General features: G+C 60.1%; 21 protein-coding genes. 8 read left to right on the top strand and 13 right to left on the bottom strand.

Annotation, left to right across the window (positions count from 1 at the left end; all coding sequences use genetic code 11):
• Positions 1 to 152 precede the first annotated feature (152 nt).
• Positions 153 to 1,319, top strand: a complete 1,167-nt coding sequence (carA, locus tag ACRZ9X_RS04280) for a glutamine-hydrolyzing carbamoyl-phosphate synthase small subunit (RefSeq protein WP_480516137.1) — start codon at positions 153 to 155, stop codon at positions 1,317 to 1,319.
• A gap of 80 nt (positions 1,320 to 1,399) precedes the next feature.
• On the top strand, positions 1,400 to 3,271 hold the full coding sequence (locus ACRZ9X_RS04275) for a glycosyltransferase family 2 protein (protein ID WP_480516135.1): 1,872 nt from the start codon (positions 1,400 to 1,402) through the stop codon (positions 3,269 to 3,271).
• Positions 3,272 to 3,277: 6 nt separating this feature from the next.
• Here ACRZ9X_RS04275 and ACRZ9X_RS04270 read toward each other — a convergent pair whose 3' ends face one another.
• Positions 3,278 to 3,925: a GntR family transcriptional regulator gene (locus ACRZ9X_RS04270; RefSeq protein ID WP_480516133.1), complete on the bottom strand. Its 648-nt coding sequence runs from the start codon at positions 3,923 to 3,925 to the stop codon at positions 3,278 to 3,280.
• Between the two features lie 100 nt (positions 3,926 to 4,025).
• Between ACRZ9X_RS04270 and ACRZ9X_RS04265 the strand changes: the two genes are divergently transcribed.
• From ACRZ9X_RS04265 to ACRZ9X_RS04255, 3 genes are all read left to right on the top strand, one after another.
• Complete coding sequence (locus ACRZ9X_RS04265) at positions 4,026 to 4,670, top strand: pyrimidine 5'-nucleotidase (protein WP_480516131.1); 645 nt, start codon at positions 4,026 to 4,028, stop codon at positions 4,668 to 4,670.
• 88 nt (positions 4,671 to 4,758) lie between these two features.
• Entirely contained in the window at positions 4,759 to 5,007 is a 249-nt protein-coding gene (locus tag ACRZ9X_RS04260) for a hypothetical protein (protein ID WP_480516129.1), read from the top strand.
• 77 nt (positions 5,008 to 5,084) lie between these two features.
• The gene (locus ACRZ9X_RS04255) at positions 5,085 to 6,281 is read left to right on the top strand and encodes a UbiH/UbiF family hydroxylase (RefSeq protein ID WP_480516127.1); all 1,197 of its coding nucleotides are present in this window, start codon (positions 5,085 to 5,087) and stop codon (positions 6,279 to 6,281) included.
• A gap of 16 nt (positions 6,282 to 6,297) precedes the next feature.
• On the opposite strand, the gene ACRZ9X_RS04250 is transcribed toward ACRZ9X_RS04255, so the two are convergent.
• The gene (locus tag ACRZ9X_RS04250; RefSeq protein ID WP_480516125.1) at positions 6,298 to 7,425 is read right to left on the bottom strand and encodes an aminotransferase class V-fold PLP-dependent enzyme; all 1,128 of its coding nucleotides are present in this window, start codon (positions 7,423 to 7,425) and stop codon (positions 6,298 to 6,300) included.
• A 231-nt stretch (positions 7,426 to 7,656) separates the two neighbouring features.
• Here ACRZ9X_RS04250 and ACRZ9X_RS04245 point away from each other — a divergent pair, with 231 nt between their 5' ends.
• Complete coding sequence (locus ACRZ9X_RS04245) at positions 7,657 to 8,358, top strand: GntR family transcriptional regulator (RefSeq protein WP_480516123.1); 702 nt, start codon at positions 7,657 to 7,659, stop codon at positions 8,356 to 8,358.
• A 7-nt stretch (positions 8,359 to 8,365) separates the two neighbouring features.
• Here the strand turns inward: ACRZ9X_RS04245 and ACRZ9X_RS04240 are convergent, their stop codons facing one another.
• Positions 8,366 to 8,824 carry an Lrp/AsnC family transcriptional regulator gene (locus ACRZ9X_RS04240; RefSeq protein ID WP_480516121.1) on the bottom strand — a complete coding sequence of 153 codons (459 nt, stop codon included), beginning with the start codon at positions 8,822 to 8,824 and terminating at the stop codon, positions 8,366 to 8,368.
• Positions 8,821 to 9,276 carry an Lrp/AsnC family transcriptional regulator gene (locus ACRZ9X_RS04235; protein WP_480516119.1) on the bottom strand — a complete coding sequence of 152 codons (456 nt, stop codon included), beginning with the start codon at positions 9,274 to 9,276 and terminating at the stop codon, positions 8,821 to 8,823. Before ACRZ9X_RS04235 ends, ACRZ9X_RS04240 begins: the two co-directional genes overlap by 4 nt.
• 131 nt (positions 9,277 to 9,407) lie before the next feature.
• On the opposite strand from ACRZ9X_RS04235, the gene ilvC reads away from it, so the two are divergent.
• Positions 9,408 to 10,430 (top strand): ketol-acid reductoisomerase, encoded by a 1,023-nt coding sequence (gene ilvC / locus ACRZ9X_RS04230; RefSeq protein ID WP_170652671.1) that lies wholly within the window; start codon positions 9,408 to 9,410, stop codon positions 10,428 to 10,430.
• A gap of 144 nt (positions 10,431 to 10,574) precedes the next feature.
• On the opposite strand, the gene ACRZ9X_RS04225 is transcribed toward ilvC, so the two are convergent.
• Together ACRZ9X_RS04225 and ACRZ9X_RS04220 are read right to left on the bottom strand one after the other, a co-directional pair.
• Positions 10,575 to 11,030 carry an SRPBCC family protein gene (locus ACRZ9X_RS04225; protein ID WP_480516117.1) on the bottom strand — a complete coding sequence of 152 codons (456 nt, stop codon included), beginning with the start codon at positions 11,028 to 11,030 and terminating at the stop codon, positions 10,575 to 10,577.
• Positions 11,027 to 11,335: an ArsR/SmtB family transcription factor gene (locus ACRZ9X_RS04220; RefSeq protein WP_480516115.1), complete on the bottom strand. Its 309-nt coding sequence runs from the start codon at positions 11,333 to 11,335 to the stop codon at positions 11,027 to 11,029. Before ACRZ9X_RS04220 ends, ACRZ9X_RS04225 begins: the two co-directional genes overlap by 4 nt.
• 78 nt (positions 11,336 to 11,413) lie before the next feature.
• Between ACRZ9X_RS04220 and ACRZ9X_RS04215 the strand changes: the two genes are divergently transcribed.
• Positions 11,414 to 12,316: a DMT family transporter gene (locus ACRZ9X_RS04215; RefSeq protein WP_480516113.1), complete on the top strand. Its 903-nt coding sequence runs from the start codon at positions 11,414 to 11,416 to the stop codon at positions 12,314 to 12,316.
• Here the strand turns inward: ACRZ9X_RS04215 and glmM are convergent.
• The 7 genes from glmM to glyS all read right to left on the bottom strand — a co-directional run bounded on the left by glmM (position 12,313) and on the right by glyS (position 22,791).
• Positions 12,313 to 13,656, bottom strand: coding sequence for a phosphoglucosamine mutase (glmM, locus tag ACRZ9X_RS04210; RefSeq protein ID WP_480516111.1), 1,344 nt, complete (start codon positions 13,654 to 13,656; stop codon positions 12,313 to 12,315). The two genes, ACRZ9X_RS04215 and glmM, sit on opposite strands and share 4 nt — an antisense overlap.
• Before the next feature lie 31 nt (positions 13,657 to 13,687).
• Positions 13,688 to 14,647, bottom strand: a complete 960-nt coding sequence (gene folP / locus ACRZ9X_RS04205) for a dihydropteroate synthase (protein ID WP_480516109.1) — start codon at positions 14,645 to 14,647, stop codon at positions 13,688 to 13,690.
• A gap of 35 nt (positions 14,648 to 14,682) precedes the next feature.
• On the bottom strand, positions 14,683 to 15,603 hold the full coding sequence (locus ACRZ9X_RS04200) for a dihydroneopterin aldolase (RefSeq protein WP_480516108.1): 921 nt from the start codon (positions 15,601 to 15,603) through the stop codon (positions 14,683 to 14,685).
• A 101-nt stretch (positions 15,604 to 15,704) separates the two neighbouring features.
• Positions 15,705 to 17,078 carry a multicopper oxidase family protein gene (locus ACRZ9X_RS04195; protein ID WP_480516107.1) on the bottom strand — a complete coding sequence of 458 codons (1,374 nt, stop codon included), beginning with the start codon at positions 17,076 to 17,078 and terminating at the stop codon, positions 15,705 to 15,707.
• Between the two features lie 73 nt (positions 17,079 to 17,151).
• On the bottom strand, positions 17,152 to 17,778 hold the full coding sequence (locus tag ACRZ9X_RS04190) for a cell wall hydrolase (RefSeq protein WP_480516106.1): 627 nt from the start codon (positions 17,776 to 17,778) through the stop codon (positions 17,152 to 17,154).
• A gap of 203 nt (positions 17,779 to 17,981) precedes the next feature.
• A complete protein-coding gene (locus ACRZ9X_RS04185; protein WP_480516105.1) occupies positions 17,982 to 20,543 on the bottom strand; it encodes a putative PEP-binding protein in 2,562 nt (853 codons plus the stop codon).
• Between the two features lie 43 nt (positions 20,544 to 20,586).
• Positions 20,587 to 22,791, bottom strand: coding sequence for a glycine--tRNA ligase subunit beta (gene glyS / locus ACRZ9X_RS04180; RefSeq protein WP_480516104.1), 2,205 nt, complete (start codon positions 22,789 to 22,791; stop codon positions 20,587 to 20,589).
• Positions 22,792 to 22,798: the final 7 nt, after the last annotated feature.

The following is a 22,798-nucleotide window of genomic DNA, read 5'->3' as shown; positions in this document are numbered from 1 at the left end:
CCGACCATATCGAAACAAAAAGCGAGGCACAACCGGGGATGAATACGGCTAAGGCATTGATTTATATAGATAGCCCAAAAATTGAACAGGCTTGACCCAAGCGCCCAACCCCCTTAGGTATGCGCCGGTTTACCTTGCAGGAGAGTCGCGCCATGGCCCAGAACGCCCCGTCCAAGCCCACCGCATGTCTGGCACTGGCTGATGGAACCTTGTTCTACGGCGTTGGCTTCGGCGCCACCGGCCAGACCGTGGCCGAGCTGTGTTTCAACACCGCCATGACCGGTTATCAGGAGATCATGACCGATCCCTCGTACGCGGGCCAGATTGTGACTTTCACCTTCCCCCATATCGGCAATGTTGGGGTGAACCCAGAAGATGACGAAACCGGCGATCCGGTGGCTGCTGGCATGGTGGTCAAATGGGACCCGACCGAGCCATCCAACTGGCGCTCGGCAGAAGAGTTGAAAAGCTGGTTGGCGCGTCGTGGCCGCATCGCCATCGGCGGCGTCGACACCCGCCGCCTGACCCGCGCCATTCGCCAGCAAGGCGCGCCGCATGTGGCACTGGCCCATGACCCCGACGGCAGTTTCGACATCGAAGCTCTGGTCGCCGCCGCGCGCGGTTTTGCCGGGCTGGAAGGTATGGATCTGGCCAAGGATGTCACCTGCGCCCAAAGCTATCGCTGGGATGAGATGCGTTGGGCGTGGCCCGATGGCTACCAGCGGCAGGAAGCGCCTGTGCACAAGGTCGTGGCGCTGGATTTCGGGGCCAAGCGCAACATCCTGCGCTGCCTCGCCTCGGCTGGTTGTGATGTGACCGTCCTGCCCGCCACCGCCACCGCTGCGGAGGTTCTGGCGCATAATCCCGATGGCGTGTTCCTGTCCAACGGCCCCGGCGACCCGGCCGCCACCGGCGAATATGCTGTGCCGATGATCAAGGAGGTTCTGGACACCACCGACCTGCCGGTCTTTGGCATTTGCCTTGGGCACCAGATGCTGGCGCTGGCCCTGGGTGGTCAGACCGTCAAGATGAACCACGGCCACCACGGCGCGAACCATCCGGTCAAGGATCTGGAAACCGGCAAGGTCGAGATCACCTCGATGAACCACGGATTTGCCGTGGATACGCAATCCCTGCCCGAGGGTGTCATGGAAACGCACCGTTCGCTGTTCGATGGCTCGAACTGCGGTATCCGCATGAGCGATCGCCCGGTTTATTCGGTGCAGTACCACCCCGAGGCATCACCCGGCCCTCAGGACAGTTTTTATCTGTTCGAACGCTTCGCCGAAGCCATGGCCGGGCGAAAAGCACAGGCTTAACCTCACCTTTATCAATGTTAACCGCGCGTTAACCCTAATGCCGCAAACCTGCCATGCGTTAACCATGGCAGGATGTACCAGTGGGCGAACTGAATTTACCAACTGCGGCGCGTAGCGAACCAATTGAGAGCAGGCAGGCGCCCGAGCGTCTGGGCACCTGCTTGCTGAACCGCGGCACGATCACACCGGAACAACTGACACAAGCGCTGGATCTGCAGGACAGCCAAGATGCCCCGGTTGGTGAGATACTGGTGGGTCAGGGCTGGGTTTCGCGGCAGGAAGTTGTGGCAGCACTGTCCGACCAAAGCGGATTGCAGATCGCCGATCTTGCGCAGACACCCCCGACGCCAGAGCTGTGCAATATCATGCCCGTTGCGTTCTGGCTGTCGCACAACGTGGTGCCTTGGATGCGGGTGGGACCGATATTGCTGATCGCAACCGCGCGGCCTGACCGGTTTTCCACGATTGTCGAAGCTATGGCAGGCAATGGGCTGACCGTTGTCCCTGTTTTGGCGGAAAGCGATCAGATTGATCAGGCGATCGCCCGTTGCCATGCTGTGCCACTGGCCCAAGCCGCCGAGACGCGGGTCACCCCCGAGCAGAGCTGCCGAAACTGGACAATCCGCCCACACTCAACCGTCTTTGCCTGTCTGATGCTGCTGGGCGCCTTGTTTGCCGTCTTTCCTGTCACGGGTCTTGGTTTGGTGCTGGCTGTCACGGTTGCAACTTTGGTTCTCTTTCTGTTGCTTCGACTTGCGGGCCTTGTGGCTTACCTGACGCCGCGCAGGGTGACGTCGGAACACACACAGATTGCGCCGTCAAAACTGCCCTGTGTCTCTGTTCTGGTTCCACTTTATAAAGAGCGTGAAATCGCGGATGTGCTGATTGCCCGGCTGCAGCGGCTGACCTATCCCAAAACACTGCTCGACGTCATCCTTGTGCTGGAAGAAGAAGATGAAGTCACCCGCTCTGCGCTGGAGTGTCTGACGCTGCCAAGCTGGATCCGTGCGCTCGAAGTGCCAAAACTGGGTGATCTGACCACGAAGCCTCGGGCGATGAACTACGCGCTGGATTTCTGCCGGGGCGAGATTCTGGGCGTTTGGGATGCCGAGGACGCCCCCGTCCCCGATCAGATCGAAACGGTGGTGCGCCATTTCTCAAATGCGGCGGAAGATGTCGTCTGTCTTCAGGGGATGCTGGATTACTACAACCCCCGCACAAACTGGCGCGCGCGCTGTTTCACCATCGAATATAATGGTTGGTTTCGCATCATCCTCAGGGGCATTGCACGGCTGGGCCTGGTTGTTCCCCTTGGTGGCACAACCTTTTTCTTTCGGCGCGACAAACTGTTGGAACTGGGAGGCTGGGACGCGCATAACGTTACCGAGGATGCCGATTTGGGCGTGCGGTTGAGCCGGGCTGGCTATCGGACCGAAATCATCGATACCACCACTTATGAAGAGGCCAATTTCCGTGCCTGGCCATGGGTCAAGCAGCGGTCTCGCTGGCTGAAGGGGTTCATGGTCACCTACCTCGTGCATATGCGTACGCCCCGCCGGTTGCTGAAAGAGCTTGGGCTTGTGCGCTTTCTGGGCGTTCAGGCTTTCTTTCTCGGCACGTTGGGTCAATTTCTGCTGGCGCCGGTCCTGTGGGCGTTCTGGCTTGTGCTACTGGGCCTGCCCCACCCGTTTCACGCCGTTCTGACGCCCGAGATGCTGAATGGTCTGATCTATCTGTTTCTGGCGGCCGAGGCGGCAAACTTCATCGTTGGCGCTTTGGGCGTGATTGCCGGGCAAAAGCGGTTTCTTTTGCCATGGGTGCCCACAATGATTCTGTATTACCCGATGGGCGTTCTGGCTGCCTATAAAGCCTTGTGGGAACTGGTGGTGAACCCGTTTTTCTGGGACAAAACCCAGCATGGTCACGCGGGTGAAGAACCGGCGACCCCTTGAGTGGTCCTATTTCTCACGCCGCACGGCATCCTGTTTGAGCCGGGTCATGAATGCCACCGAAATATGATCCTGCAGGGCCTTCGCGGCTCCGTCCTCATCACGCGCGGCGATGGCATCGACTATGGCCTTGTGTTCGTTCTGGGCGATTTCGCCCCGGCCCTGTACCGCCAACGAAGTCGTCGCCATCAGCGCCATGGTCCTGTGAACAAGGTCCAGCTGTTGCACAAGATACCGGTTGTGCGAGGCCAGATGGATCTGTTCATGAAACCGGCGATTTGCACGTGACAGAGCTGTGGGATCGTTCACCAACTGATCATCTGCCTCGACCATATCCTGCAGAACCCTGATCTCTTCCTCGGTCGCATGCTTGGCCGCCAATCTGGCGGCCAGCCCTTCCAATTCGCGACGGACCACGTACAGTTCGGCCATTTGGTTGTGATCCAGCGAAGCCACGATCAGCGATCGCCCGTCCCGCTCCAGCAGCGATTGCGTTTCAAGCCTCTGCAGGGCTTCGCGGATCGGTGTGCGCGAGACTCCGAAACGCTCGGCCAACTCGCTTTCCACCAATCGGTCACCGGGCTTGTAAACGCCCACGTCGATCGCTTCGAGAATCAGGCTATAGGCATCTTTGGTGGGATGTTTCGATTGGGGCATCGGGTGTTTTATCTCCTCGTTCGGACCTGTCTATCCGGCCCGCGCCCCCGCAATCAAGTGTGGCATTGAAAACCGCGCCCGGGAGGCCTAAACCGAAATCATGGTCAAACCCGCTTTTTCCCACGTCACCCAATGGGTGTTCGACCTCGACAACACGCTATATCCGCCACATATGCGCCTGTTCGATCAGATCGAGGTTCTGATGACGGATTACGTCGTGCGCGCCATCGGTGTGGACCGGGCCGAAGCGGATCGGCTGCGATCGCATTACTGGCGCGAATACGGTACCACTCTGGCCGGTCTGATGGCGGAACATGATCTGGACCCCGACCCGTATCTGCACGCAGTGCATCAGGTCGATATGAGCCATATGGACCCCGACGCGGAACTGGCCGATCACATCCGGTCCCTACCCGGTCGCCGCATCGTCTATACCAATGGCAGCGCCCCATATGCCGAGCGGGTTCTAGATGCTCGTGGCCTGAGCGGCTTGTTCGATGCAATCTACGGGATCGAGCACGCGCAATACCGGCCAAAACCGCAAAAGGCCGCGTTCGAGGCGATCTTCGCACAGGATGGAATTGACGCCGGACTGGCGGCAATGTTCGAAGATGATCCCCGCAATCTTGCGGCCCCACATGAGATGGGAATGCGCACCGTTCACGTCGCGCCCGACCCCCATGAGGCCGATCACATTCATCATCACACCGACGATCTGACCGCATTTCTGGGCCGCCTGCGATAGGCTGTCACACTGCGACGATCTGCACATCCTGCAGGCGTGGGCTTGCCCCTATATGCGCAGGAGCGACGAACAGAACCGGAGAAACCCCATGAGCGCGACCGATACATTTCGGCGCCTGCCCGTCTGGCAGCGCCTGTTATTTGCGATTCCCCTGTTTGGCTGGATGGCCCGCGACGCCGCTCATGGCGAGGGCGAAGACTGGGGCTATACCGCGCTTGCGATCTTCAGCATGTGGGGATGTTCGGTCATGCTGTTCGGGTTACCGGGGCTTTATATCCCTGCCCTTATGATGGTGCCGGTGATGTACCTGATTCTGATCCTGATCTCGCGCGGCTGATGCACGGGACAGGATGTCACTTGGCACCCGGTTCAGAACCGCTCTAGGGTCTGCGCCAGAGTACGGAGGCCAAGGTCATGACAGATAGCTGCGACATCCTGATTTCCGGTGGCGGCATCGCCGGACTGACCGCTGCCGCCGCGTTTGGTGCCGCCGGGTTCGACGTGATCTGCGTTGACCCCACACCGCCAATCACCGAGCGGGATGTTGACGGGTCAGACCTGCGCACCACCGCGTTTCTGCAGCCTGCCCATGGCTTGCTGGAGCAATGCGGTCTCTGGGCTCGGTTGGATGCCCATGCAGCCCCCTTGCAAATCATGCGGATCGTGGACGCGGGCGGCGACGTGCCGGAACCTCGCGTGGTGCGCGATTTCAATGCTGCCGACATCTCGGACCAGCCCTTTGGCTGGAACCTTCCCAACTGGCTACTGCGGCGCGAAATGGTGGCCCGGCTGGCCGAACTGCCCAATGTTGATTTCCGACCCGGCACCGGCACCGTCAGCCTGTTCACCCGCACCAATGAGGCCCGCGTCGGCCTGAGCGATGGCAGTCGCATCCGGTGCAAGCTTGTGGTGGCCGCCGATGGGCGCAATTCACCCATGCGCGAAGCAGCGGGAATTGATGTGCGCACCACGCGCTATGGACAGAAGGCACTGGCCTTTGCGGTCACACACCCCACCCCTCATGAGAATATTTCGACGGAAATCCACCGTTCGGGCGGTCCTTTCACGCTGGTGCCCTTGCCGGATTGGCAGGATCAGCCGTCCTCGGCAATCGTCTGGATGGAACGCGGTCCGCGCGCGGTGGAACTGCTGAACCTTGAGGACACGGCATTCGAAGCGGCGATGACCGAACGCTCCTGCGGGTTGTTCGGACCGCTGAAGCTGGCTTCGCGCCGGACCATCTGGCCGATAATCACCCAGTCGGCGGAACGGCTGTCGGGCGAACGCGTCGCCCTGATGGCCGAGGCCGCGCATGTGGTGCCCCCCATCGGCGCGCAGGGGCTGAATATGTCACTGGGTGATCTGCGCAGCCTGCTGGACCTGGCGCAGGCCCGCCCCGAGGGGTTGGGCGACGCGCAAATGCTGCAGGCTTATCACAAGGCGCGCCACACCGAGATCCAACTGCGTGTCAAAGGTATTGATCTTCTGAACCGCGCCTCGATGATCGAGACACGACCGCTGCGCGATGCGCGGGCGATGGGGCTGAACGCGCTTTATTCCCTGCCACCCGTGCGCAAAACTCTGATGCAGATGGGTCTCGGTGTGCGCTGAGGCGGTGCCTAGGTGCCTAAAGCACCTGATCCAGAACCCGCCGCAGACGCGCAATCGTGCCCTCCACGTCATACAGTTTATCAAGGCCGAACAGACCCAGACGGAAGGTGCTGAACCCCTCGGGCTCGTCGCATTGCAAAGGCACCCCCGCCGCGATCTGCATCCCCTGAGCGGCAAATTTCTTGCCATTCTGCACCTCCGGGTCCGACGTATAGCTCACCACGACACCCGGCGCGCCGAACCCGTCGGCGGCGACAGAAACGATGCCCTTTTCCTTCAGCATCGCGCGCACGCCGTCACCCAAGGCCCACTGCGCGTCGCGCAGCTTTTCAAAGCCATAATCGCGGGTTTCAACCATCGTATCCCGGAACGCCCGGAGCGCATCCGTCGGCATTGTGGCGTGGTAGGCATGCCCACCCGCTTCATAGGCCTGCATGATCTGTCGCCACTTCTTCAGATCGATGGCGAAACTATCCGAGTCCGTCTCCTGCAACCGGGCTTCAGCACGCTCCGACAGCATAACCAACCCGGCACAGGGCGACGCGCTCCACCCTTTTTGCGGGGCCGAGATCAGAACATCCACACCGGTCGCCTTCATGTCGATCCAGGCACACCCCGATGCGATACAGTCCAGAACCATCAGCGCGCCGACCTCATGGGCAGCCTCCGCCATCGCGGTGACGTAGTCATCGGGCAGGATCACACCAGCCGAAGTTTCCACATGCGGTGCAAAAACGATCTGGGGCCGCTGTTCCCGAATGGTCGCAACCACCTCATCAATCGGTGCCGGGGCAAAAGGAGACGGGCTGGAATTGCCCGTTTGTCGCGCTTTGAGAACGGTGGTGGTTTCGGTCAATGCCCCGGATTCAAATATCTGGCTCCACCGGTAGGAGAACCAACCGTTGCGCACCACAACAGCCGTCGCCCCACGCGCAAACTGACGCGCCACGGCTTCCATGCCGTAGGTCCCGCCCCCCGGGATCACCGCAACCCCATCCGCGTTGTAAACCGCACACAACATGTCCGAGATATCCCGCATGACCTGCTGAAAGCTTGCAGACATATGATTGAGAGACCGATCGGTAAACACGACCGAGAATTCTTCCAGGCCATCCGGGTCCACAGTTTCCAGCAGTGCAGGCATTTTAGCGTCCTTTCCAGTTTCACAAATGTTTTGCACGCTCGGGTCTTGCCGGTAAAGCGCTAATCCTTGGGGAAGGTTGACCCTAGGGAACCTTCAACCTGAGGTTTTAATTGAGGAAATCCTATGCAACAAATAGCCGAGATGACGCTAACCAGTGTCACCACCTCTTTACACTATGACGTGTTTCTGAACAGATACACTCACTTTGAACTTGAATGGATTAAGTAACTCGTGACTTTGCAAAAGCGCATTAGTTTTCAGGTTGTTCGGGATGAAGTTAAACGACGGATCGAAGCCCGCATCTGGCCACAGGGCTCGCTTCTTCCGACAGAAACCCAGTTGGCCGAAGAATTCAACTGTGCCCGCGCCACGGTCAACCGCGCACTTCGGGAATTGGCTGAACAGGGGTTCGTCGAACGCAAGCGCAAAAGCGGAACGCGCGTCAAGAAAGAGCCACGCAAACAAGCCAAGCTGGAGATTTCGCTGGCCCGGCAAGAGGTTGAAAACCAAAATTCCACCTACCGCTATGCCCTGGTCGAACGCAACGTGGTCAACAGCCCGGGCTGGCTGACATCACAGATGAATGTGCAACCCGGTGCCCGGGTCCTGCATGTGATCTGCATGCACTATGCCGATAACCGCCCCTTCCAGCTTGAGGAACGCTGGATCAGCATCGACACAGTTCCGGAAATCGAACAAGCCGATCTGAAAACCTCGGGCCCGCATGAGTGGTTGTTGAACACCGCCCCTTTCACCGAAGCCGAGATTGCGTTTTGCGCCGTCTCCGCCGATGCCCGGCTGGCCGAGTTTATGGGCACCACTGCCGGCGCATCCATGATCCAGTTGGAACGTACCACATGGAAAGACGGGCAACCCATGACATTCGCCCGTATGACCCATCACCCGGGTTTTCGGCTCCGCACCAAATACTGAATTGGCCCTATCCGATCGGACCGGGCAGTCGTTCTTCGCTCAGCAACACATTGGCTTCGACCTCGCCCGCGCCCGGCAATGTCATGATGCGTCGTCGTAAAACACGTTCGAAATCAGACAGGTCCCGCGCAACAACCCGCAATCTGTAATCGTACAAACCCAGCACATGCTCCACCGTCTGGACTTCGGGAATGGCGCTGACGGCACGCTCGAAATCTTCCAGACTGACATGCCCCTTGCGGGCCAGCTTCACCCCCAGAAAGACAGTCACCCCAAAGCCCAAAGCTTCGGCATTCAGACGCAATCGACGGCCAGCAATGACACCCGCCTCCTCCAACCGCCGAATACGCCGCCACGTAGCAGGCTGAGACAGCCCAAACCGACGCCCCAACGCCCCTGCACTTTGCGTCGCATCCTGAACCAGCGCCCGTAAAATCCTGCGGTCTGTTTCATCCAATTCGATCATACCGGCAAAGCCTCGTCACGTTTGAGACGCGTGATATGCATGAGCGCTTCGATATCCGCGATATGAGGCAACGTCAGAATCCTGTCGCGGTAGACCTGCTGATAATGCGCCATATCTCGCGCCAGAACAGATAACCTTACATCCACCCGGCCCAGAAAAGTCTGGATCTCGATCACTTCGGCCACATCACGCGCAGCCTCTGTGAAATCGTCAAATGCCCGCGCCTGAGTCTTGTCCAGCGTGATGCGTAGCGACACCTCCACCGCATATCCCAACACCGCCCAGTCAATCACGGCCTCCTGCCCCTCAATAACGCCTGATGCCTGCATCTTTTCGATCCGCCGCCAACAAACCCCCTGACTGATCCGACAGCGATCAGCCAAATCTGCCACTGTCAGGCTGGGCTCGGCCTGAAAATGCCGCAGAATACGTCGATCGATGTCATCAAGCATGATTTTCACAAAACTTCGAAATTTCGAGAATGATTCTTCATCTTTTCCTCAAATACTCAATCCCAACGCTATCGCCAATACCCCGACTTCAGGATAAAAGCACCGCAATCGAAACAGAAAGGACCGGCAACATGCGCGTCTATTATGATCGCGATTGCGATATCAACCTGATCAAAGACAAAAAAGTGGCCATCCTGGGCTATGGCTCACAAGGTCACGCCCACGCGCTGAACCTGCGCGACTCGGGTGCCAAGAACCTTGTCGTCGCGCTGCGCGAAGGGTCGGCCTCGGCCAAGAAAGCCGAAGCGGAAGGTCTCGAAGTCATGGGTATCGCCGAAGCGGCGGCCTGGTGCGACCTGATCATGTTCACCATGCCCGACGAATTGCAGGCCGAGACCTACAAGAAATACGTCCACGACAACATCAAGCCCGGCGCTGCCATCGCGTTCGCCCACGGCCTGAACGTGCATTTCGGCCTGATTGAGCCGAAAGAAGGCGTTGATGTCATCATGATGGCCCCGAAAGGCCCCGGCCACACCGTGCGCGGTGAATACACCAAAGGCGGCGGCGTGCCCTGTCTGGTGGCCGTTGACAAAGACGAAACCGGCAAAGCGCTGGAAATTGGCCTGTCCTATTGCTCGGCCATCGGCGGCGGTCGTTCAGGCATCATCGAAACCAACTTCCGCGAAGAATGCGAAACCGACCTGTTCGGTGAGCAGGCCGTTCTATGCGGCGGCCTGGTCGAACTGATCCGCTGTGGTTTTGAAACACTGGTCGAGGCCGGTTACGCGCCCGAGATGGCCTATTTCGAGTGTCTGCACGAGGTGAAGCTGATCGTTGACCTGATCTACGAAGGCGGCATCGCCAACATGGATTACTCGATCTCGAACACCGCCGAGTACGGCCAGTACGTCACCGGCCCGCGGATCCTGAAATATGACGAGACCAAAGCGCGGATGAAAGAGGTTCTCAGCGACATCCAGCAGGGCAAATTCGTTCGCGATTTCATGCTGGAAAACGCCGTTGGCCAGCCGACCATCAAAGCATCGCGCCGTGCCAATGACGAGCACATGATCGAGGAAACCGGCGCGAAACTGCGCGCCATGATGCCTTGGATCTCGGCCGGCAAAATGGTCGACAAAGAAAAGAACTGAGGCGTTCAGCGTTTGATCTGAAAAAACGCATCGAAATGCGCGTTCGACCGAAGGGAGAGACAGCGTATTTCGGTTCAAATCGAACGCAAAACGACCCAAGACTGGCTTTTGTCAGCGAAAGGGCGGCCCGCGCGGTTGCCCTTTCTAGTTGGCGACGGCATTCGCGTAGCAGTCGCCCAGCACGTAATCCCAGCCGCTGTCATATCCGGAACGTTTGTCCGGCGCGTCGCTTACCCAGACCTCCCAACCCGAATGGGTCAGTGTGACTTTTGTCTGCGCCACGTCTTGCGCTTCAAAGGCCACCTCCACCCGGGTCGGGCGGTCTTTGTTCGTGCCCGGGTGCCAGCTGAACGCCAGTCGCCGGCCCTCTTCAAACACCAGTACCTCCCCCCAATCCTCACGCTCTCCGTCAAACATGGTCTCATAGATCGCGCCACCGACCCGGGGTTCGATCACAACCGCCAGCGCAGCCTGCCCTTTAGCTGCTGAAACGGCGTGGCCCTCCAGCGGCCACCACCTGGCAATCCGGTTCACAAAGACATCAAACGCACGGTCCGGCGTTGCGTTCACAACAATGGTCTTGATGATTGGATCGGTCATCCGTCTTGTCCTTCGTTCACTTCGGTTGCGAAGTTCTCCAGTACATCTGTCCAGTATCGCTCCAGCCAGGCACGCATCTCGGCCAGGCCTTCGGGCCGCGCGGCGTAGATCCGGCGTGTCCCTTCGGCACGGCAAATGACCAGACCGGCGTCGGACAAAACCTTCAGATGTTGGGATACCGCAGGGCGGCTGACCGGCAGGTCTGCGGCCAAATCCCCAACGGCGCGAGGGCGCGCGGCGACTGCCTCAAAAACCTGACGGCGGGTGGCGTCGCCCAGCGTTGAAAACACATCTTGGTAAGCCATAACTAACGGTAAGTCAAAGCTAACATTAAGTCAAGAACACCCCGTGACACTGCCCGAGTTGCGGGATAAGGGGATGGAATGGTTCAACAACCCAACCACCGTGACTGGGGCGGCGTCATCGCTCTGGGTCTGATCTGGGGCGCGACGTTTATGGTCGTCGCCATAGCGCTGGAAGGCTATGGCCCGGTGACCGTGGCCACTGCGCGCACCACATTGGGTGCGGTCATGTTGCTGGTGCTGATGCGGCTGACCGGGCGCAGATTGCCGCGCATGGGCGGGCCCTTGTGGGCCTCAATCACGGTGATCGGAGTGCTGTCCACCGCCCTGCCCTTTGTCCTGCTAAGCTGGGGGCAGCAATATGTGCCATCCGCTTTCGCGGGCCTGTCCATGGCGGCGGTTCCGCTCATGGTTTTGCCGCTTGCGCATTTCTTCTCGGACGAGCCTATGAATCTGCGCCGGTTGGTCGGGGTCTCTTTGGGTTTCTCGGGTGCGCTGGTGCTGATCGGGCCGGGCCTGGCGCAACTGGGTCAGGGGGCCGAACCGCTGGCGCAACTGGCCTGCGTCGGAGCAGCGTTTTGCTATGCGAGCTCGTCCATTTTCACCCGCCGTTGTCCACCGATTGATCCGGTGGTTCTGTCGGCCCTGACGCTGGTCGTGGGTGCGGTCATCCTGTTGCCGATCATGGTCATGACCGAGGGGCTTCCATCGTGGCAAGGCGCCCGTTCGGGGCTGGCGATCATCGTATTGGGCCTGATCCCCACGGCTTTCGCCACGCTGCTGCGCGTATCGATCATCCTCAGCGCGGGATCGGTGTTCATGACTTTGGTGAACTATCAGGTTCCCATCTGGTCGATGGTGTTCGGAGCGTGGATATTGTCCGAGGCCCTACCGCTGCGCTTTTTCATCGCGCTGGTCATGATCCTGTGCGGGCTGGCCATCAGCCAGTGGTTCAGCCTGCGCAAAATGCTGATCGGGCGTTAACCCGCAACTGCCTCGACCTCGGCCACGATGCCATCAACCACCTGTGTCAACAGGGCCGCATCCTCGCATTCAGCCATCACGCGGATCAGAGGTTCGGTGCCTGACTTACGGATCAAAAGACGACCCTGTCCATTCAACCGCGCTTCGGCATCTGAGATCGCAGTCTTGACGTTCGCCGCCTCAAGCGGCGCTTGTCCCGCCGCGAAGCGCACATTCTTAAGCAATTGCGGAACGGTCTCGAACTGATGCGCCAGTTCCGAGGCTTTCTTTTCAGACAACACCATCTCGGCCAGAAAATGCAGACCGGCCATCAGCCCATCGCCAGTGGTAGCATAGTCGCTCATCACGATATGACCGGATTGTTCGCCGCCCAGGTTGAAACCGCCTTCGCGCATCCGCTCGACCACATAGCGGTCGCCAACGGCCGTCCGCTCCAACCGCAAACCCTGCCCCGCCAGATGCCGCTCCAGCCCGAGGTTCGACATCACCGTCGCCACCAAGGCACCGCCCTTGAGCCGGTCAGCGCGCGACCATGCGCCCGCCAAAAGGGCCATCAGTTGATCGCCATCCGCAACCGCGCCGGTTTCGTCGATCACCACAACCCGGTCGGCATCACCATCCAGGCAGATGCCCACATCCGCACCATGAGCAACCACTGTTTCCACAGCCACGCGCGGCTTGGTCGATCCGCAGTCCAGATTGATGTTCTTGCCATCCGGCGAGACGCCAATCGGAATGACATCTGCCCCAAGCTCCCACAGCACTTCCGGAGCCGTCCGGTGCGCTGCCCCGTTGGCACAGTCGATCACCACCTTCAGCCCATCCAGCCGAACGTCGCGCGGCAGCGAGGATTTCACCCGCTCGCCATAGCGGAACCGTGCGTCATCGACTCGGCGAGCGCGACCGATATTCTTGGCCTGCGCCGGGTTCACGCCCTCTTCGATCAACCGTTCGATCTCAAACTCGGCCTGATCCGACAGCTTGAACCCGTCCGGCCCGAAAAACTTGATCCCGTTATCCTCGGCCGGGTTGTGACTGGCTGAAATCATCACGCCCAGATCCGCCCGCATCGACCGGGTCATCAAGCCCACCGCAGGCGTCGGCACCGGCCCCAACAACAGCACGTTCATCCCGGTCGAGGTCAGGCCCGCCGTCAGCGCGTTTTCCAGCATATAACCCGACAGCCGCGTGTCCTTGCCAATGACAACCCGGTGCACGCCGCTTGCATCCCGGCGGAAGTAACGGCCCACTGCGGCCCCCATGCGCAAGGCCATCTCAGCCGTCATCGGATGCGTGTTGGCGGTGCCCCGCACCCCGTCGGTTCCGAACAGCTTGCGCATCAGATCTACTCCTTGATTACGTGCACCCGCCCTACCGGACAGCGGCCCACAGACGCAAGGCCTGAGCCGTCTCGGCCACATCATGGGCACGTATAATCTGCACGCCTTGTGACAATCCTGCCAGAGCCACCGCAATTGATCCCGGTGCGCGGGCATCCTTGCGCGGCTCTTTGCCGACTTCACCAATGATGCCCTTGCGAGAGACTCCCAACAAGATCGGGCAACCGAGCCCATGAAACAGGCTGAGATTGCGCAAAAGCGTCAGGTTGTGCTCGGTGGATTTGCCAAAACCTATGCCCGGATCGACGATAATCAGGTCCCGGCTTAGCCCGAGGCTTTCCAGATGCGCGATCTGCGATTCAAGGAAATCGTAGACGTCCAGCAGCACGTCGTCGTACTGCGGATCGTCCTGCATCGTGCCGGGATCGCCCTGCATATGCATCACGCAGACCGGCGCGCCGATGCTGGCGCAAAACGGCGCAAGTTGTGGATCGAAGGTAAAGCCCGAGACATCATTGATCAGCCCAGCCCCAGCCTCATGCGCGGCCCTGGCGACGCTGGCCTTGCGGGTGTCTATCGAGATCAGCACATCGGTCTCGGCCCGGATCGCTTCGATCAGCGGCTGTGTCCGGGTGATCTCTACGTCTTCGGGCACGAAATCGGCACCGGGGCGCGTTGATTCCCCGCCGATATCCAGAATGCTCGCCCCATGCGCCACCATCACGGCGGCGGCGGCGCGGGCTGCGTCGACCGAATTGTGCACGCCACCATCCGAGAAACTGTCTGGCGTGGCGTTCAAAATGCCCATGATCTGTGACCGCGCCATATCCAGCCCCGAAACGGGCGCGCGAGATCGCGTAAGCTTTTCCAGATAAGTCTTTGGTATCAAATCAATATCTACAATGCGTGAATTCTCATCACGCTGCAAACATTCGGCATGCGTAAACCACAAAGATTGCCCGGCCAGCGATACTGCGCTCTCTGGGCGCATCGGTCCGTGCTGCACAAGCGGTCGATAATAGGTCGTCACAACTTGGCCTGTTCCACCGAAACCGCACGCAATGGCGTTTTTGGGGTCTCAGGCAAATCGCCCCCGATCACCAGCATCTCGCTGGCCTCAAAAGTTGCGGCAAACCACGCCGCCAAAGCCACCGCATCAGACGGCGCCGCCGAGGGGCCATCGACCGCGTCCAGCACGATCTTGGACGGCGCCCAGACGCAAATCTGACCATTCTTCATCGCCCAATCCAGCTCGGTCCGGGTCGAGACCACCACACAGCGATGATCCCGCGCGGCCAGAACCCAGGCGTTCTGCTCGATCGCCAGCAGGTCGATGCGGCGCTGGGTCATCGCATGACCTGTCTGCGGCACCGCCAGATCGGCCGCACCGACGCACAAGATCGGAGGGCGCTGTCGGTTCTCGAGCTGGTCGATCCAGCCGGTCAGATTGCCCGAGGCGATGGCCTCGTTCGACAGGAACACCAGCCGGGGATGGGGGCGTTCTTCTTCGGCAACATCGTGATGCGTGGCATCCATGCTGCGCACGATCTCGACCCCAAGCGCACCTGGACCGCGATCCAGTTTTTCGATGCGAACAAAGGCTCTTACTGCCTGAGGCTCAAGTAAAATGCGTTCGGCCACACGCTCTGCCAACGTTTCAAGCAGGTTCAAACGCTCGGCGGCCAACTCAAAGGCGATCGCTTCGGTGACACGGTCGTAAGACAGGATGCGATCCACATCATCATCAATCGGGTCGGTCAGGGGCCGCACCTCGACCACCACATTAAAACAGATGCGCTGCGTGGTACCCCTCTCGGCCTGAAAGGCACCGATCTCGACTTCAACGATGTGGTCGCGCAACGAAATTCGGTCCAGAGGTCCGCACGCAGCCGTCGCTTCGGCTCGTTCGGACGGGTGCGCGAAAGCAAGACGGATTTCAGAACTCATGCGACGGACCTTTTCGGGCTCGGTGGACTATGTGCCCAAATTAAGCGTTGCGCGGGCGTATAACACCGCAGCAAACGCCTTTCCACCCGTCGAATGCGGCGTCAGGTCACGCGAAACCAGCTCATCATGCCCGATGCGGCGTGGCCCAGCATATGGCAGTGCAACAACCAATCCCCGGGATTATCCGCCATCAGGGCGATCTGCCGGGTCTGGCCGCGTCCGACCAATACGGTATCTCGCCAGGGACCAAGACTGCCGTCTTGCATCAGCAGACGGAAATGATGCCCGTGCAGATGCATTGCATGCGGAAAGGCTGTTTGGTTCGCGAACTCAATGCGATGCACCTGCCCGATGGTCGTATCCAGAAACGGATCTTGCGGGCGCTCGGCATATCCGTTCAGGGCCCAGAACCGCCCCAACTGAGCCAACTCCTGACCAGATAGCTCGGTATCGCCCAAAATTGCGTTGTCAAGCCATCGCATGGCCCCGCCCTGCATTGTCATCCGGTGCAGTGGCGCTTCCTGCACAGAGAAGTCGGGCACCGGGTTGGGCGGCAGAGGGTCAAAGCCCTCGCGTGGCCCAGATGCCGCAGCCTCCGACACCGGAAAACCGACCAGCCCAAAGGTTCCATCCCTTTCGGTGCTGGTTAGGCTTGCAACTCCTCCAACCCCAGTTGTGACATCCACGATCAGATCGGCGCGTTGCGCAGGCCCAAGCGGAAAGCTCCCATCGATTCGCAGCGGCGCATCCAACGGCATTCCATCCAGCGCCGCGATCCAGCCGGTCAGCCCATCCAGACCGACGTCAAAGATCCGCGCATTGGCCGCATTTATCAGCCGCAACCTCAACCGCTCATGGGTACGCACGGGATAGGCCGGGTCGATCTGACCATTCACGGTAATAAGATTGCCCAAACGCCCCGCATGGCTGAGGTCGTGACCGTTCTGAAAGTCATCACTGATCTGACCGCTTTCGGGATCAAGGCGCCAGTCATCCAACATCAGGGTCACATCCTGATCCACATCAGGCCCGGCGGATTCCTCTACAATCAACGGACCATAAAGCCCCCGCGCCACCTGCTCCACCGAGCGGTTATGCGCGTGATACCAATAGGTTCCCGCATCGGGGACGACAAAGTCATAGTCAAAACGGCTGCCGGTCGCGATGACCTCTTGCGTCAGGCCAGGCACACCATCCATGGCGTTGTCGATCCGAATGCCATGCCAATGAACCGTGGTCGGCTGCGGCAAATGATTGAGCACGCGACGCTGCACCCGCGTGCCTTGCCGGACGCGGATTTCGAGTCCGGGCACGGAGCCGCCATAGCTCCAGATATTTGTTTCAGGATACCCATCCGGCGCAATCTGTTGCGAAGACGGCCGGACCAGCAACTCGGGCAGTGCGGCATGCACCGAACGGGGCAGGACCAAACACGCGGTTGTGGCTTGCAGGAATTGTCTGCGGGAAAAAGTCATTGCGGGCCTCCTGGCCCGCAACATAGAGTTCATATTACCCAGCGCCACCCACCTTCCAGCGCGGGTGCGGCAATCAGTTACGCGCAGTGCGGTAGTTGTGCCGATAGAAGATGTGCACTCCGATCCGCGTCGTTTCCTTGTAGACCTTGGACCAGGATGGGCGAACCGCCTTGGTGTGGTAATGCGTGGCACCATCGGTCAGTTTATCTGCCCTGCCGTCAATCGCCGCTCGCGCCACTTTTGAGACCCGCTCATACGCGCGCTTTTCCCGGATGATCTCTTTCCGACCATCGCAGGTATAAGTGAACTGACATTGGTATTTTTTGCCGGTGCCCTGCCGGATCACCCCGCACAGCGTATTCGGAAAGCGGGCACTATCGACCCGGTTCAGAATAACCTCGGCAACCGCGAACTGACCGCGAACACTTTCACCGCGCGCTTCGAAATACAGCGCCTCGGCAAGGCACTTGAATCCCTCGTCGCCGGTCGCTTTGGGCTGTTCATCCAGCCACCCTTTTGTGTAGGATACCTCTACCTTGTCCAGCGGCTTGCGCGGCTGGAACAAAGTCAGGTAATCGCGGAAATTCTGCCCGGACAATTCCTTCCGGGCGACCACGTCCACAATATCGGTGTCGCTGTCCCGCTGGTCAGCATAGGACATACTTGGCAGCACGGTTGCCGCCAGTACGGCAGCAGCCATTATGTAGCTTCTCATCAGATAACCTCGCACAGGCACTTTAACGCGCCAAACCCTCCCCCGGCGGGCGCGACGAGGCTGATACCCCACTTAGGGGCAAACGTCTAGTTTTCTTAAAAAGGCAAGAAAAAACCCGCTCACGCAGTCAAAAAATTTCGACAGCGTGACGTGTGTTGCACTACTATTTCTAGGGTGGAGACAATAAGTCAACCCCCAAGTTTGGACGAAATCGCCAGTTGAGCGGCAGACAGCCGAGCGACCGGAACCCGGAAGGGCGAACAGGAAACATAGTCGAAGCCCAGCGCCCGGCATATGGCGATTGATTCGGGGTTGCCCCCGTGCTCGCCACAGACCGACAACGTCACATCCGGCTGCGCGGCCCGGCCACGTTCCGCACCCAACCGCAACAGTTCCCCGACCCCATCCGCGTCAAGAACGTGAAACGGGTCTTCGCCAAACACGCCCAAACGCACATAAGCTGACATGAACCGCCCGGCATCGTCGCGGGACAGCCCATAGGTCATTTGCGTCAAGTCATTGGTTCCAAAGCTCAAAAACGCGGAATGCGGTGCGATCTCGTCTGCCCGAAGGCAGGCGCGGGGCGTTTCAACCATCACACCGAGCCTGTAATCGAACTCCTGCCCGCGCTCCGAGGCCACCTCGGCTGCAACCGCGTCAATACGCGTTTTGACCAGTTCAACCTCACGCTTGGCCGAGACCAGAGGGATCATCACCTCAGGCACAACCGGCGCGCCGTCCTTGCTGGCGTCCAGCGTTGCCTCGAAAATTGCGCGAGCCTGCATGTCGTAGATTTCAGGCACGGTTACGCCTAAGCGCACACCGCGCAGACCCAGCATCGGGTTATATTCGCTCATCGAACTGACACGGCGTTCGACATCCGACACCGGCAGGTCCAGCGCTTCGGCCAATTCACGCTGACCGCTGCGGGTGGTGGGCAGAAACTCATGCAGCGGCGGGTCAAACAGACGGATACAGACCGGCTGCCCTTCCATGATTCGGAACAGCTGCATGAAATCCTGCCGTTGCATGGGCAAAAGCCGTTCCAGCACGGCGGCACGCCCGGACGGGGTCTGCGCAAAAATCATCTCGCGCATCACTGTCAGGCGACCGGGATCAAAGAACATGTGTTCGGTCCGGCACAACCCGATCCCTTGCGCTTGAAAATTCCGGGCCGTCTGGGCATCGGCGGGCGTGTCGGCGTTGGCGCGGATTTCAATATCGCGTTCGGCATCGGCCCAGGCCATCAAGGTCTGAAAGCAATCATCCAAAGCCGCTTCCAGCATCGCCGGCGTTCCTGCCAAAACCTGCCCCGAGCTGCCGTCAATTGTCAGCGTATCGCCTGTCTTGAACACCCGCCCGTCCGGGGCCGAGAGTTGTTTCTTCTTCGTTTGAAACCGCATCTCAGACGCGCCGACGATACATGGCAGACCCAATCCGCGCCCGATCACCGCCGCATGGCTGGTCATGCCGCCCTTTTCGGTCAGCACGGCCACCGCCGCATGCATCCCGCGCACGTCTTCGGGCGAGGTTTCGCGCCGTACCAGAATACAAGGCTCTCCGCGCGCGGCGCTGGCCTGGGCTTCGGCGGCGGTGAACACGATCTTGCCGGTCGCGGCACCGGGGCTTGCACCGATCCCGGTGGTCAGAACATCGCGTCTGGCTTCAGGATGAACCTGACGGTGCAGCAACTCGTTCAGGGAATGCGGGTCAATCCGCATCACCGCTTCCTGACGCGGGATGATGCCGTCCTCGGCCAGCCGCACCGCGATCCGCATCCCCGCGCGCGAGCCGCGCTGCACGCGTACGCCATCCAGAATGTGCACCCGACCGCTTTCGATCACGAACTCAACCTGCATTTCCTCGCGCAGCTTTTCCCGCATGGCGGCCGCGTGGGCCTTGAGGTCAGCAAAGGCTTCGGGCGCGACATCCTCAAGAGACTGACCACGCTCGTCTTTTTCCAGATACAAGGCGGAAACACCTTCGCCCAGCGCATCCCGACCCTGGCTTTGACTCAGATAACGGCCCGTGATCTGCGGCATTCCGGTCGAAGGATCGACCAGCTGCAATACACCAGAGCCGCATTCCCCTTGTCCAACGCCGGGGATCATCTCTTGAATGACAAGGCCCAGCCCGGCATCCGCGGGCGCGCCTTTGGCCTGCCGCAACAGGCGGGCCGAGGTGCCGTCCCAGGCGCGCGCCATAGACCGCAGCACACCGATCAGTTGCTCACCCCGATCCTGCGGAAATGTCTCGTCGGTTTCATCCTCATAGGCACGCAGCGACAGGCTGAGCCCTTCGCGCCCATCCGCTTCGATATCGTCGAACACATCCGGGTCCAGGCGCGCAACATGGGTGGCATAGCTTTGCACAAACCTAAGATACAGTGCAGCCGCAGCATCGGCGCCCATGGCGCTGGACAGGACAAGATAGTTGGCGTCATTCATCCCGATGTTCAGAACCGCCCCCGGGCCACCCCAATCGGGGTCTTCCGAGCTCGGGCGCACGCAAAGCAACGCATCGCCGTCGAACTGACTGAGAATGGCTGCAATATCAGGAACATGCCCCTTTGCGATCCGCTGTACTGCGTCGAATGACAAAGCAACGGTGCGGGGCACCGGCATCTCCAGCCGGACCAGACGTTGCAGACATTTGGCCCGGCCGCCATGGGTGTTGGCGGCAACAGGCGCAGTGGATGTGATCAGGGTCGTTTGCGGGTTATTCTGCACTGCGGCACCTTTTGGTTTCACCGCAGCATAAGCCCCTGCCCGGTTGACGCAAGCGCGATCTAAGTCAGCCTTCGATCCGCGTCAAATCCGCGACACTTGAACACACCTGCCGGATCTGGCTGAGCAGGTTCAGGCGGTTGCGGCGCAGGATGTCGTTGTCGGTATTGACCTGCACATCCTCAAAGAACGCATCGACCGGAGCCCGCAGAGCGGCCATCGCAGCCATCGCGGCCGGGAAATCCTCGGCCTTCAAGGCCGGATCGATCTGCGCCTGCGCCGCATCCAGCGCTGCAAACAGCGCCTTTTCGCTATCGGTCTCGGCAAATTTCACATCCGCGCCGTAGGAGTATTCCACCCCATCCTTTTCCTCGGCCTGAGACAGGATGTTGTTGGCCCGCTTGAACCCCTGCACAAGGTTTTCGCCATCCTCGGTTGCAATCACCGCATTCAGCGCACGGGCGCGCTTGACCAGCAGGTTGAGGTCATCATTGCCCTCCATCGCGATACAGGCGTCGATCACGTCGTGGCGGATGCCTTCGTCGCGGAGGAAGACCTTGAGGCGGTCGTGGAAGAAGGAGAGAAGATCAACCGACCTTGCATCCACTTTCCTGCCGTCAACGACCATGTAACCGATACCTGAGGCCGGGCCGACTAGCATGGCTCCACCGCCGGTTTTCTCCCTAAATTCGTCCACCGCGTCTTCTTGCTTCTTCTGGATCGCGGCAACGATGGCATCGTTTTCCCTCGCGAATTGGCTGCTCAGCAGGTCAAGAAGTTTCAATCGCAGTTCACTACGTAACACCAACCGAATAACCCCCAGCGCCGCACGGCGCAGAGCAAACGGGTCCTTCGAGCCGGTCGGTTTCTCATCAATCGCCCAGAACCCGGTCAGCGTATCCAGCTTATCCGCCAGCGCCACCGCCACCGACACCGGCGCGGTCGGCAGGTCATCGGACGGACCCAGCGGCGAATAATGCTCCTCGCTCGCCAGCCCCACTTCTGCAGGCAATTCGGCGGCATCCGCATAGTAGCGGCCCATCAGGCCCTGCAACTCGGGGAATTCGAACACCATCTCGGACGACAAATCCGCCTTGCACCCCTGTGCGGCCATCATCGCCAGCGCCGGATCGGCCCCAACCACCGGGGCCAGTTCATGCGCCAGCGCCGCGATCCGGTTCACGCGTTCCCCCTGCGATCCCAGCTTGGCGTGGAAGGTCACCGCATCCAGCTTTTCGACCCACGGCTCGAACCCGTCGGATTGCACGATGCGCAGGTCATTCTCCCAAAAGAATTTCGCGTCGGCCAGACGGGCCGACAGCACCTTCTGGTTCCCCGCCAGAATGGTCGCGCCATTGTCTGCAGCCTCGCGATTGGCCACAGTAATGAACCGCTCAATCCGCCCGGTCTTGGGGTTCTTCACCGAAAAGAACTTCTGATGCTCTTTCATCGAGGTCTGCAGCACCTCGGGCGGCAGGTCGAGGAATTCGTCATCGATCTGCCCCATCAGCACCACCGGCCATTCGACCAGACCCGCGACCTCGGCCAGCAAGCCCTTGTCGTCGACCACCTCCAGACCAGCGGCAAAGGCGAGGTTCTGCGCGTCGTTCCAGATATGCTCGGCGCGCTCGCTGGGCGACAGCACCACAAAGGCGCGCTTCAGCTTGGCGGCGTAATCGTCAAACGAGGTGACCGCGAACCGGTTCGGGGCCATGAAACGGTGGCCTGCGGTCGTGTCGCCGGATGTGATCCCTTCGACCTCCAACGGCACAACCTGCGCACCCGCTTCATCGCTGAGGATGCACAGGATCGAATGCAAAGGCCGCACCCACCGCATCGAGCCAGCCCCCCAGCGCATCGATTTGGGCCACGGGAAGTTGCGGATGGTGGCCTCAAGCACTTCGGCCACGATGTCCGCTGCCGGACGACCTGCTTTTTCCATGGTCGCAAAATAGACCGCACCCTTGGGGGTCTCGCGTTCCTCCAACTGGTCACGGGTCAGACCCGCACCGCGCAGGAAGCCTTCGATGGCCTTGTCCGGAGCGCCCACTTTCGGGCCTTTGCGTTCCTCGCGAATGGTCGGGCTTTCGGCCAGCAGCCCCTCAATCGCCAGCGTCAGGCGGCGCGGCGTGGTCAGCGCGGCGGCAGAGGCATAGGTCAGACCGCCCTCGACCAGACCATCGGTGATCCGCTTTTTCAGGTCCTCACCGGCGCGGGCTTGCATCCTTGCGGGGATTTCTTCGGAAAACAGTTCGATCAGCAGGTCGGGCATAGTCGGT

It is taken from the genome of Ruegeria sp. AL1 (genome assembly GCF_056540905.1).
Note: the sequence above shows the minus strand (reverse complement) of the source record. Positions and strands in the feature narration are given on the sequence as shown.

Excerpts from the sequence above, each read along its gene's own strand:
- ACRZ9X_RS04255 (WP_480516127.1), top strand. The coding sequence starts at position 5,085 with ATGACAGATAGCTGCGACATCCTGATTTCCGGTGGCGGCATCGCCGGA.
- ACRZ9X_RS04250 (WP_480516125.1), bottom strand. The coding sequence starts at position 7,425 with ATGCCTGCACTGCTGGAAACTGTGGACCCGGATGGCCTGGAAGAATTC.
- ACRZ9X_RS04190 (WP_480516106.1), bottom strand. The coding sequence starts at position 17,778 with ATGGCTGCTGCCGTACTGGCGGCAACCGTGCTGCCAAGTATGTCCTAT.
- ACRZ9X_RS04215 (WP_480516113.1), top strand. The coding sequence starts at position 11,414 with ATGGTTCAACAACCCAACCACCGTGACTGGGGCGGCGTCATCGCTCTG.
- folP (WP_480516109.1), bottom strand. The coding sequence starts at position 14,647 with ATGCGCCCAGAGAGCGCAGTATCGCTGGCCGGGCAATCTTTGTGGTTT.
- ilvC (WP_170652671.1), top strand. The coding sequence starts at position 9,408 with ATGCGCGTCTATTATGATCGCGATTGCGATATCAACCTGATCAAAGAC.
- glmM (WP_480516111.1), bottom strand. The coding sequence starts at position 13,656 with ATGCGCAAGCTGTTCGGAACCGACGGGGTGCGGGGCACCGCCAACACG.
- ACRZ9X_RS04270 (WP_480516133.1), bottom strand. The coding sequence starts at position 3,925 with ATGCCCCAATCGAAACATCCCACCAAAGATGCCTATAGCCTGATTCTC.
- ACRZ9X_RS04195 (WP_480516107.1), bottom strand. The coding sequence starts at position 17,078 with ATGACTTTTTCCCGCAGACAATTCCTGCAAGCCACAACCGCGTGTTTG.
- ACRZ9X_RS04235 (WP_480516119.1), bottom strand. The coding sequence starts at position 9,276 with ATGCTTGATGACATCGATCGACGTATTCTGCGGCATTTTCAGGCCGAG.
- ACRZ9X_RS04240 (WP_480516121.1), bottom strand. The coding sequence starts at position 8,824 with ATGATCGAATTGGATGAAACAGACCGCAGGATTTTACGGGCGCTGGTT.
- ACRZ9X_RS04265 (WP_480516131.1), top strand. The coding sequence starts at position 4,026 with ATGGTCAAACCCGCTTTTTCCCACGTCACCCAATGGGTGTTCGACCTC.
- glyS (WP_480516104.1), bottom strand. The coding sequence starts at position 22,791 with ATGCCCGACCTGCTGATCGAACTGTTTTCCGAAGAAATCCCCGCAAGG.
- ACRZ9X_RS04225 (WP_480516117.1), bottom strand. The coding sequence starts at position 11,030 with ATGACCGATCCAATCATCAAGACCATTGTTGTGAACGCAACGCCGGAC.
- ACRZ9X_RS04260 (WP_480516129.1), top strand. The coding sequence starts at position 4,759 with ATGAGCGCGACCGATACATTTCGGCGCCTGCCCGTCTGGCAGCGCCTG.
- ACRZ9X_RS04220 (WP_480516115.1), bottom strand. The coding sequence starts at position 11,335 with ATGGCTTACCAAGATGTGTTTTCAACGCTGGGCGACGCCACCCGCCGT.
- carA (WP_480516137.1), top strand. The coding sequence starts at position 153 with ATGGCCCAGAACGCCCCGTCCAAGCCCACCGCATGTCTGGCACTGGCT.
- ACRZ9X_RS04200 (WP_480516108.1), bottom strand. The coding sequence starts at position 15,603 with ATGAGTTCTGAAATCCGTCTTGCTTTCGCGCACCCGTCCGAACGAGCC.